This is a genomic window from Streptomyces sp. NPDC056347, assembly GCF_042262625.1.
Taxonomy (GTDB): Bacteria; Actinomycetota; Actinomycetes; order Streptomycetales; family Streptomycetaceae; genus Streptomyces.
On the sequence record NZ_JBHJQP010000044.1, the window covers coordinates 36,170 to 46,700 of the forward strand.

General features: G+C 67.7%; 7 protein-coding genes and 1 pseudogene. 5 read left to right on the top strand and 3 right to left on the bottom strand.

Going from position 1 to position 10,531, the window contains the following annotated elements:
- The first annotated feature begins 411 nt into the window (after window positions 1-411).
- The 3 genes from ACFCV8_RS13175 to ACFCV8_RS13185 all read left to right on the top strand — a co-directional run bounded on the left by ACFCV8_RS13175 (window position 412) and on the right by ACFCV8_RS13185 (window position 5,014).
- The gene (locus tag ACFCV8_RS13175) at window positions 412-1,842 is read left to right on the top strand and encodes an endo-1,4-beta-xylanase (protein ID WP_376685406.1); all 1,431 of its coding nucleotides are present in this window, start codon (window positions 412-414) and stop codon (window positions 1,840-1,842) included.
- Window positions 1,843-3,286: 1,444 nt separating this feature from the next.
- Window positions 3,287-4,093 carry an SDR family oxidoreductase gene (locus ACFCV8_RS13180; protein WP_376685407.1) on the top strand — a complete coding sequence of 269 codons (807 nt, stop codon included), beginning with the start codon at window positions 3,287-3,289 and terminating at the stop codon, window positions 4,091-4,093.
- Between the two features lie 36 nt (window positions 4,094-4,129).
- Entirely contained in the window at window positions 4,130-5,014 is an 885-nt protein-coding gene (locus tag ACFCV8_RS13185) for a helix-turn-helix transcriptional regulator (RefSeq protein ID WP_376685414.1), read from the top strand.
- Between the two features lie 348 nt (window positions 5,015-5,362).
- Here the strand turns inward: ACFCV8_RS13185 and ACFCV8_RS13190 are convergent, their stop codons facing one another.
- Both ACFCV8_RS13190 and ACFCV8_RS13195 read right to left on the bottom strand, forming a co-directional pair.
- The gene (locus tag ACFCV8_RS13190; RefSeq protein WP_376685408.1) at window positions 5,363-5,596 is read right to left on the bottom strand and encodes a hypothetical protein; all 234 of its coding nucleotides are present in this window, start codon (window positions 5,594-5,596) and stop codon (window positions 5,363-5,365) included.
- 385 nt (window positions 5,597-5,981) lie between these two features.
- The gene (locus tag ACFCV8_RS13195; RefSeq protein ID WP_376685409.1) at window positions 5,982-6,308 is read right to left on the bottom strand and encodes a thioredoxin family protein; all 327 of its coding nucleotides are present in this window, start codon (window positions 6,306-6,308) and stop codon (window positions 5,982-5,984) included.
- Between the two features lie 754 nt (window positions 6,309-7,062).
- On the opposite strand from ACFCV8_RS13195, the gene ACFCV8_RS13200 reads away from it, so the two are divergent.
- Window positions 7,063-8,244: an alpha/beta hydrolase family protein gene (locus tag ACFCV8_RS13200; RefSeq protein ID WP_376685410.1), complete on the top strand. Its 1,182-nt coding sequence runs from the start codon at window positions 7,063-7,065 to the stop codon at window positions 8,242-8,244.
- Between the two features lie 145 nt (window positions 8,245-8,389).
- Here ACFCV8_RS13200 and ACFCV8_RS13205 read toward each other — a convergent pair.
- Window positions 8,390-8,728 (bottom strand): annotated as a pseudogene (locus tag ACFCV8_RS13205) (alpha/beta fold hydrolase); the annotation flags it as partial.
- 180 nt (window positions 8,729-8,908) lie between these two features.
- Here ACFCV8_RS13205 and ACFCV8_RS13210 point away from each other — a divergent pair.
- A complete protein-coding gene (locus ACFCV8_RS13210; RefSeq protein ID WP_376685411.1) occupies window positions 8,909-10,483 on the top strand; it encodes a hypothetical protein in 1,575 nt (524 codons plus the stop codon).
- Window positions 10,484-10,531: the final 48 nt, after the last annotated feature.

Here is a 10,531-nt window from a genome sequence, read left to right on the forward strand (position 1 = left end):
TTCTGTCAGGAGTGTTGACGATGCACCGTCAGCCCCTCAATCATTCCTGTCTGGGCGGCCGGCCACACCGACACTCCGATCACACCGGTCCCGGGGAGTCCGTGCCGCACAGCAGATCCGCGCACCAAAGCACCCGCGCCACCTGTTTCGTTCGTCCCGGTGAGGTTCGCACCGGCGCATCCCGACTCTTCGCACAGTTGGAGAGGTACGCGACGCCGCTTGCTGGTCCCCCGGCTGAGCCTCGATGGAGTACCCCCGTGCCTACGTCGAGAACCGTCCCCTCCCATGCCATGACCGCGGCGTTCGGTGATGCGGTGCTGCCCGGGCTCCGGCCCGCCCCGTCCGTCGACCGGACGCGAGCGGGGCAACCCTTGCCGGCCCTTCAGTGATTTCTACCTTGGAGGCACAGTCATGGGCTCGTATCCCCTTCCCAGACCCCCTGTCCGCCTGAAGATCCGCAGCCTGCTGCTGGCACTGATCGTCGGCGTCCTCGGTGTGGTCACCACATTGGTGGCCCCGCCGGCCTCGCACGCCGCCGAGAGCACGCTCGGCGCCGCGGCGGCACGGAGCGGCCGGTACTTCGGCACCGCCATCGCCTCGGGCAAGCTGGGCGACTCGGCGTACACGACGATCGCCGGCCGTGAGTTCAACTCGGTGACGGCCGAGAACGAGATGAAGATCGACGCCACCGAACCGCAGCAGGGCCGGTTCGACTTCACCTCCGCCGACCGCGTCTACAACTGGGCGGTGCAGAACGGCAAGCAGGTGCGCGGCCACACCTTGGCCTGGCATTCCCAGCAGCCCGGCTGGATGCAGAACCTCAGCGGCAGTGCACTGCGCCAGGCGATGAATGACCACATCACCGGCGTGATGGCCCACTACAAGGGCAAGATAGCCCAGTGGGACGTCGTGAACGAGGCATTCGCCGACGGCAGCTCGGGGGCCCGGCGGGACTCCAACCTTCAGCGCTCCGGAAACGACTGGATCGAGGTCGCCTTCCGCACCGCGCGCGCCGCCGACCCGGCGGCCAAGCTCTGCTACAACGACTACAACGTCGAGGACTGGACCTGGGCCAAGACCCAGGCCGTGTACGCCATGGTCCGGGACTTCAAGCAGCGCGGCGTGCCGATCGACTGCGTCGGCTTCCAGTCCCACTTCAACAGCGGCAGTCCCTACAACAGCAACTTCCGTACCACTCTTCAGAACTTCGCCGCCCTCGGCGTCGACGTGGCCATCACCGAGCTCGACATCCAGGGCGCCCCCGCCTCGACCTACGCCAGCGTGACCAACGACTGCCTGGCCGTCCCGCGCTGCCTCGGCATCACCGTCTGGGGCGTGCGCGACAGCGACTCCTGGCGATCGGAACAAACGCCACTGCTGTTCAACAACGACGGCAGCAAGAAGTCCGCCTACACCTCCGTCCTCAGCGCACTCAATGGCGGCTCGTCCACACCCCCGTCCGGTTCCGGAGAGATCAGGGGCGTCGGTTCGGGCCGGTGCCTGGACGTGCCGAACTCAGGCACCACCGACGGCACGCAGTTGCAGCTGTGGGGCTGCAACGGCAACGCCAACCAACAGTGGGTCTCCACCGCCGCAGGCGAGCTCCAGGTCTACGGCAACAAGTGCCTGGATGCCGCCGGCACCGGTAACGGAGCCAAAGTCCAGATCTACAGCTGCTGGGGCGGCGACAACCAGAAATGGCGCCTCGACTCCGACGGCTCCATCGTCGGCGTCCAGTCCGGCCTCTGCCTCGACGCCGTCGGCAACGGCACCGCCGATGGAACCCTGATCCAGCTCTACTCCTGTTCGCACAGCAGCAACCAACGCTGGACCCGCACCTGACGGGAAACCAGTAGTGGGCCTGACTACGGCGGGGCCGACCAGCACTGTGCTCGGCCGGTCCCGACGCAGGACTCTGTGCCAGTTCGAAACGCAGGGCTCGTACGCCGACACCGCAGATCACGTCACGGGCCAGGATCCGGACAAGTGCGGGCCAGCTCGGCTCCGCAGCAGACGATGCCACCTTTTTCAGCAGGTCGGAGGGGGCGGCAAGCCTGTACCACCAGCAGACGAAGAAACAGCTGGTGAGCTACTCGCCGTAGAAGCGGGGCTTCTTCCAGCGGCACGATGGAAGGCACCTGACCTGGGGATTCTCTGGGGCGGGCGCCTTCTTGGAGCGCCGGTCCTTCTCGTGGGAGAGGTGTCGAAATTCCCCTCTTCTCTCAGTTCATGCCACCCGCATCCCAGTCCTGACCAGCAGTTCCGGGCCGTACACGGGCCAGATTGCGGCTCAGCACCTGGGGCTGCTGACCTCGATGCGCCGGCTCACGGACATGTAGTCCATGAATCGGCCCAATTCGGAGCAGGTTCACGAACTCCCGCCCGTGTAATACGTCCGTATCGACCGGTGGCACGGGGTGAAGATTCGCGGCCTGTGGTACGACGATACGGAGGTACCCGGTCCCTGCCGCGCCGAACGCTCCACCCGCGGCGGCTTTCACCCGGGCAAGTGAGTCGTGCGCCGAGACTCGCGCGACCGCCGGTTCATGTTCTTCCAGAACCCGCTCACCCACGTCTGGCCCCCGTCGGCCTGGACCGGGATGCCATCGGCAGACCGAACTTTGGCCTTCGGCGACGCCCACGTAGAGAAGCTGCTGAAGAAGGCCGAGGCAGTCGGCCCGCGTCCCAGGTCCGACCGGGACCTGCTGCCCGTTCTGCTGGAGATGCTTGCCCAGGTCGCACCGGTGGAGGGCTGGCCAGGCCGGCCCGGCCGTGGCGGACGGACCGGAGGGGCGACTGTGTTCACGCTGCACCGGCCGACGTGCCGAGAAGCCGTGCGCCCGCTGCGGCGAGGTGGCCGGCATCTACGCCCGCCGCCCAGAAGGCGACATCTGCAATCCGTACAGGAACAAGGAGCCGGATGCCAAGCTCATCCTGCGGGCGAATACTGCGCCGAGTCGTCGCCGAACACCTCAGACTCCCACGTGACCGGCTCTTCCTGGCGGAGCTGTCGTGGGCGTCACCTGTCACGTCACCGTCGGCTTCGTACGGATGCCAGTGGACCTCAAGCAGAGTAGGTCAGCGCACCAGGCAAGGGGGCTCTCGCAGTACCTGTATCACCAGGCTCTCCCAGACGTCCAAAACGCCTGTCAACCTGGTTGAGTCGAAAGCGCCGACAACGCTTCATGGACACGCACTGCAGCTTTACGCCCATCAGTTCAATCAGCTGCCCCGAATCCACGACCGCGTCGGCGCATTTTTTCCACGGCGGAAGGGATGGAGACCAATGGCGGACAACCAATGCACCACTCACACAGAACTTTTCGATCTGCGTGGGAAGTACGCCCTTGTCACAGGCGGCACCAGGGGAATTGGCATGATGATAGCGCGCGGCCTTCTCCAGGCGGGCGCCCGCGTCGTCATCAGCTCACGCAAGCCAGACACGTGCGCGGAGGCACAGCGTCTGCTGTCCGAATTCGGCGACGTTCAAGCAATCCCCGCCGACCTGTCCAGACACGACGAGTGCCAGCGCCTCGCTGATCTCGTCAAGGCTGACTCGGGACGCCTCGACATCCTCGTCAACAACGCGGGAGCCATGTGGCGCGAGCCGCTGGAGACGTTCCCGGACGAGGCCTGGGACGCAGTGATCGATCTCAACCTCAAGTCGCCGTTCTGGCTGATACAGGCGCTGCTCCCCGCACTTCGCGAGGCGGGCACCGCCGATGTTCCCGCGCGGATCATCAACATCGGCAGCATCGCCGCCATCCACGTCGCCCAGGCGCCCAACTACTCGTACGCCAGCAGCAAAGCGGCACTCCACCAACTCACCAGAGTGCTTGCCAGAGAGCTGGGCCCACAGCACGTCACGGTGAACGCGGTAGCACCGGGAGTGTTCCCGTCGCAGATGATGGCGTCCACGCTCGATGCCATCGGCGGCACGATCGCCGCGGCGACCCCTCTGCGTCGGCTCGGCCGCGACGACGACATGGCGGGTATCGCCGTGTTTCTCGCCAGCCGGGCCGGGTCCTACCTCACGGGCGCCATCATCCCGGTGGACGGCGGCACCGCGACGACCGCATCGGGTACCCCCTAGATTGCGGGACGGGCCTACGGTAAGGGGATGGCCACCATGGATCCACGCACCGAGATACGGGAGTTTCTCAGCTCGCGTCGCGCCCGCATCACACCCGAGCAGGCGGGCCTGCCCGCTTACGGCGGCAACCGTCGGGTCAAAGGCCTGCGCCGCGAGGAGGTAGCGCTACTGGCGGGGGTATCGGTCGACTACTACGTGCGCATGGAGCGCGGCAGCCTCACCGGTGCTTCCGATGGCGTGCTCGAGGCGTTGGCCTCTGCCCTGCAATTCGACGAGGCCGAGCGTGACCACCTGTTCCACCTCGCGCGTCAATCCGGGGCGCCCAGCGGCCCACGCCGGCGCAGGCCCGCCGTGACGGTGCGCTCGACGCTGCAGCAGGTGCTCGACGCGATCTCCGATGCGCCGGCCTGGATCGGTAACGGACGTTATGACGTGCTCGCCATGAATCAACTCGGTCGCGCACTGTATTCACCGGTGCTGGCCGACCCGCGACGGCCCGCGAACACAGCGCGGTTCGTCTATCTGAACCCCGAGGCAGCCAGAGATTTCTTTGTCGACTACGACCGAATTGCCGGTGACGTGGCCGCGAAGCTACGCATGGAAGCCGGTCGCAATCCGCACGACGAGGAGCTGATCGCCCTGGTCGGCGAACTGTCAACGCGCAGTGAGCTATTTCGGCAGCGGTGGGCATCTCAGGACGTGCGGCTGCACCGGTCCGGCCGCAAGCGTGTACACCATCCGATCGTGGGCCGGCTCGACTTGGACGTCGAGTCCCTGGAACTGCCCGCCGAACCCGGCCTGCACCTCATCGTCTACACAGCACCCGCGGGCGGGCCGACCGCTGACAATCTAGCGCTCCTGGCGTCGTGGGCGGCCACCCAACAGACGCTGGCGACCGAGCTCGAAGCACACAACGGATAGCCCGGCCCCTTCAGCCGTACCAGTCAGCGGACCGCGACGCGGGCCAACATTCTGCGGGCGAACCTCAGTCACCAAGCCGACCATTGCGTCCACCACATTCCAAGGCGAGTGTCCGCTCCGACCGCCGTGGGCCGGCCGTGCTCGGCACCTCGCTGACCGTTACATGGCATCCAAGCCGTCGTCGGCCACCCACCCGGCACCGCGTCCCCGGCGGCTCAGCTACTCACGGACCGAAGCCAGCTGCGCACCGCTCGCCGATTGCGCTCCTCGTGCGCTTGGGTGGTTTCGGCCAGTCGACGCCGGGGGTGTGGTTCGTAAGGCTCAGGGCGGCCTCCGCTTCGGAGCGCGTCAACGCCCAAGCGCGTCAAGCATGGTGAACCCCGGCATATCCAGCCCGACCTCCATGACCTTCTCCGGCACGATATTGATCAGATCCGCCGGACGGTTCTTCAATACGGCCTCGCTCAGCATCACTGCCTCGGCGACCTTCCGGGCCTCCGCCTTGCCGTACGACAGGCCCATCCGCTGGCGTACGGCGGTTCGCTGGCGCTTGGCCGATGTTCGATTGGCGGCTCTCGGCACGATGCCCGAGCGCGGAGCTGTTCGACGTCGTCCTGGTGCGGCCGGACGTCGCGGTGGAAGTGGCGGTGGACGCTTCTGCTGATTCCTCGGGCCGGTGGCGTCACCCCGTCCGGATACGCCGTTTCCTCGCCGACCTGGCCACCGAAGAAGTCGAACGGGCGTGTGCGTCCTGGCCACGGCTTCACTGCATGGGAGCAGCGGGTCTGTCCCGGCCGGTGCTGGACCACCACCTGCGGGAGGCCGTCCGCCTCTCGCAGGTGGTGGGGGACGGCCCGGCAGGGCCGCGACTCGGACGCCGCAGCCCGCCGGCAGGCTCAACAGGGATGACGACGGCGGAAGCCGGCGAAGAGCCGAGGCGTTCAGAGGCCCGGCCAGATGCCTGGGATCACAAATGCGGAGTGATCAGGGCTACCACTCGCGCCTTGTTCGCGGGACCGATCCAGGTCCCGACGATCTTGCCTCCCTTGAACACGTGAAGGGTGGGGATCTGGCTGATGCCGTACTTCTCGGTCGTCGTCGGGCTCTCGTCGATATCGAGCCGAGCTACGGTCAGCCGCCCGGAGTACTCCTTCGCCACATCCACCAGCACCGGGTCGAGCGCCCGGCACACGTCGGACCACTCCGCACGGAAGACCGCCAGTGCCGGCCCGGCCCCCTTTACCACCTTCGCCTCGAAATCCGCGTCAGTCACGTCGATGACAGTGCCTGCCATGGGTCAGTCCTTCCACAAGGGCAAAGGAAGAGGGAAACGTCCCAGGGGACACCGCGCGCCGGCGCCGCACCCCTCGGCATCCGCTCCTCCCTCACGGAATCCGGCCGCAGCAACGAACTGCAGCGACCGGAGACTGCCCACAGCAGCCAGAACCGTGTGAATCCGATGCCAACAGGACCTGATCAAGCCGACATCTGACCGACCGCTCCCCCTTGCGCTCTCCAGCAGCCCCTTCCTCCCGCCCTGCAACGTATGGGCGTGCGAATCCATGAGCAAAGCAGCGAATAGCAGCACACCGCTTCCAGCGAATCCATTCTTCGGGCTTCTGATGACAGTTCAGGTTCAGCGAGTCCGGAGCCGTTTGAAGCGGTGGCACCGCATACCTGATGAAGGACGCGACACCGGAAGGGGGCCAGTCGCCGTACGGCCGACACATCGTTGGCGTCGGCCACAAGGGTCGGGCCCTCCGCCTCTCCGGAAACCCCGCAGGCCGCACTCGCGCACGAACGATCACTCGGCGTGACCTCCATTCGCAGGCAGGGGAGTCCCGCACCAGTCGAATGCGGCAGTCCACCGGTACCGCCGTCCGACGGACACCGTCCGCCACCTGGCTCTCAGGAGCCACCGGAGGAATTGGCTCTGGGGTGTGATTCTTCTCCGGCACGAATTTCTTACGTTCTTCTCAGAGGTCGGAAATCGACGCCACAGAAAAAGGGTGATGAAAATGTCCGTACGCAGCCGAGGAACAGTTTCGATGCTTCTGGCCGGAGTCGTCGCAGCCGGGGTGGCCGCACTGGGTACCGGCGGGGCACAGGAATCCGCCGCCTCGACGACAGCCTCGTCGCCCGCCGGCACGGCAGGGAGCCGGGCGAACGGACTCGCGCTGGCGGATCCGACAGGTCCCTACACCGTGGGCCGCGACTCGCTTCACCTCGTCGACAAGACCCGCCGCGACCCGTGGGTGCCCAAGGCGGGCAACCGGGAACTGATGGCGTCGATGTACTACCCGGCACACAAGGCGTCCGGAAAGACGACCCCGTACATGACCACCAAGGGAGCCCAGGCCTTCCTGGAGGAAATGGGACTGGAAGTACCCGCGAAGACGATCGCCGGTACGAAGACCCACGCCCGCACCGGCGCCAAGCCCGCATCAGGAAAGTTCCCGTTGGTCGTACTCTCCCCCGGCTTCAAGACACCGGGCGCCACGCTCACCGGGCTGGCCGAGGACCTCACCAGCCGCGGCAACGTCGTCGCCGTCGTGGACCACGCCTACGAGGCGGCCGGGGTCTCCTTCCCCGGCAAGGGCATCCTGCCCTGCGCGGCGTGCGGCAAAATCGACTCCACCACTTTCCAGCCCGCCGCCGAGGGCCGGGCCAAGGACCTGTCCTTCACTCTGGACCGACTCCTGTCGCGCACCTCGCCCTGGAAGCACGCCGGCATGGTCGACAAGAAAAAGGTTGGGATGGCCGGACATTCCCTGGGTGGTGCCAGTACCGCCGCCACGATGGAGAAGGACTCGCGGGTACGTGCCGGAGTCAACATGGACGGCCCCTTCATCAACTCGGGGAAGAGCTCCGACCTGTCGGGGCGCCCCTTCATGATGCTGGGCACCAAGGCCGACCACAGCCCCGGTGACGACACGACCTGGGACACCGCCTGGAAGCAGCTTTCGGGGTGGAAGCGCTGGGCCACGTTCACCGGAGCCGAGCACATGTCCTTCACCGACCTGGCCCCGCTGGCCGGACAGCTGGGCGCGGACGACCCCGAGGGGCTGCCCGGCAAGCGCGCGGCGGAAATCACCCGCGACTACGTCGGTGCCTTCTTCGACCGGCACCTGCACGGCAAGCGCGAGCCGCTCCTCGACCACCCCGGCGAAACCCGCCCCGAGGTCACCCTCCAGCACCGCGACTCCCGGGATCCCTCCCCGCGATCCTGACGTCCGCGCACAGCAGGTCCCCGTCCCGCCCCGGTAACGCCGGTGCGGGACGGAACGGGACTGTGCGGGCAGATCGGCAAGTCGTCCACACCTTCGGCACCTTCCCAGCCGAAGCGCACCGCCGCGCCCTGGCCCGTCCAATACAGCCCCACATCGTGGTGAGCCAGTCGGTCAGCGGGCTGTTGACCTCGTCGGGGCGTTCCCCGCTGGATCCAGTGGCCGCAGCCGTCCAGGAGGCGGGAGGCGGACAGGGCGGGGAGGGTGGCGGGGCAGGCGTCGATGGCGTCGGCCATCCAGGTGGTGGACGCGTCCAGAACGCCGCCGACGAACAAGGCGGGCTGCCGGACCAGGGCTCCGCGGTGGGGGCGAGGTCCTCCCGGTCCCGGTCCATGTTGCGGTAGCGGTTGAGGGCACAGGTCAGGCCGGTGCGCTCGGACTCCCCGGCGTAGGCGTCGAGGTTCTCCTCGCTCAAACAGGCCGGGAGGATTTCGCTGCGGCAGAGGCGCGAAACGCGGGGTTCCTCATTGCCTCGCTACCTAGAAGTGATCAGCTCGGGCTATCTAATACAGATTGTCATGATTCTTCGTCAGGTGTCCCGTGGCGCTTTCGTCTTGCCGTGTGGCGGGTGCGGGACGCGTTGCTGTGAGGAGAGGTGAACTCGCGGATGAGCGCTCGTGCGCGTAGAAACGTTGATCTGTCGTGGTATCGGGTCGGCCTTCAGTGGCCCGTGACCGTGTTCCGGGCCCTGGGTGCTGGGGCGGTCCCGGCTCGTGCCGTCGGTGCGTCCGGTCCGGTCGGCTCGGGAGGACGTCGTGGGGGGCGCGGTGTGGGGGTGGTATCGGTGGGGAGCGCGCTGCTGTCCGGTATGGCGCTGCTGGCGGCCACGGCTCCACCCGTGGGCGCCGCGCCGGTCGGGTCCGTGCCGGTGCAAGCGCAGAAGACTGATCCATCGCAGACCTTCACCTTCACCGGCGCCCCGCAGACCTTGACGGTTCCCGCGGGGGCAGTGGTCACGATCACCGCGGACGGCGCCGGCGGCGCCGACAACACCGGCACCCCCTGTACTGTCACGGGGGCCGGTGGGACGGGGGCGAAGGTCGTCACCACCCTCCCGCAAACCACCGCACCGACAACCTTCACCATCAACGTCGGCGGCACCGGCGGCACCGGCTGCAACGGCACCGGGACGCCGGGGGCCGGCGGGTTCAACGGCGGTGCCCCAGGCGGAAGTTTTCCGCTCAGTGGTTTTCATTTCGAGGGTCCGGGTGGGGGCGGAGCCTCCAGCGTCAGCACGGGCGGCTCCTTGCTGCTGGTCGCCGGGGGCGGCGGTGCCGCCGGCGGCACCGGAGCAGGCTCCACGGGAGGCAACGGAGGCAACGGCGGGACAACGCCGGATGCCACCGGCGGTACCGCGGGAAGTGCCACCGGGCCCGGGGCTTCGCCGGGGCAGGGTGGGGGCGGTGGCAGCACCAGCACCAGTACCGGGGGTGCAGGCGGGGCCGCCGGCACCGTTCCTTCCTGTGCGGTCACGAACGGCGGGCCGGGGACCGGGTTCTCCGGCGCCACGGTCGGTACCGGCGGCACCGGGGGCAGCTTCGACGGCGGCTGCGCCGCCACTGCCATCGCCGGCGGTGGCGGCGGTGGGGGCGGGTACTTCGCCGGCGGAGGCGGCGGCAGCGCCGCCGTCAACAACCAAGGCACCTCAGCGGGCGGGGGCGGCGGTGGGGGCGGCAGCAGCTTCGCCACCCCCACGGGTACCGGCACGAGCTATGCGCTGTCGCCGATCGGGACGGCGAACCACAACGGCCAGGTGACCATCTCCTACACGGTCTCGTCATTGACCATCACCAAGACCCACACCAAGCACTTCACCCAGGGACGGGACGGCGTCTACACCATCACCGTCGGCAATGCCGCCGGGGCCGCACCGACCAACGGCACCCCGGTCACCGTGCACGACACCCTCCCCGCCGGGCTCAGCGCCGACAGCATCAGCGGCACGGGATGGAACTGCACCCTGACCACCCTCACCTGCACCCGTAGCGACATCCTCCCCGCCGGAAGCAGCTATCCCCCCATCACCCTGAAGGTCGACGTTTCCTGCCACGCCCCCCGCCGGGTCACCAACACCGCCACCGTCACCGGGGGAGGCGACACCGCTACCCACACCGCCACCGACTCCACCGAGATCAAGAACCACGAGCACGTCGAGCGCTGCGAGCATCACGACCACTGGTAACCCGACCGACCCGTGCCGACGGCGGGGTCCGTCCATGAGGACGTGCCC

Bases quoted from the DNA above. Each gene is read 5' to 3' on its own strand.
- ACFCV8_RS13175 (WP_376685406.1), top strand. From the start codon at position 412: ATGGGCTCGTATCCCCTTCCCAGACCCCCTGTCCGCCTGAAGATCCGC.
- ACFCV8_RS13180 (WP_376685407.1), top strand. From the start codon at position 3,287: ATGGCGGACAACCAATGCACCACTCACACAGAACTTTTCGATCTGCGT.
- ACFCV8_RS13185 (WP_376685414.1), top strand. From the start codon at position 4,130: ATGGATCCACGCACCGAGATACGGGAGTTTCTCAGCTCGCGTCGCGCC.
- ACFCV8_RS13195 (WP_376685409.1), bottom strand. From the start codon at position 6,308: ATGGCAGGCACTGTCATCGACGTGACTGACGCGGATTTCGAGGCGAAG.
- ACFCV8_RS13200 (WP_376685410.1), top strand. From the start codon at position 7,063: ATGCTTCTGGCCGGAGTCGTCGCAGCCGGGGTGGCCGCACTGGGTACC.
- ACFCV8_RS13210 (WP_376685411.1), top strand. From the start codon at position 8,909: ATGAGCGCTCGTGCGCGTAGAAACGTTGATCTGTCGTGGTATCGGGTC.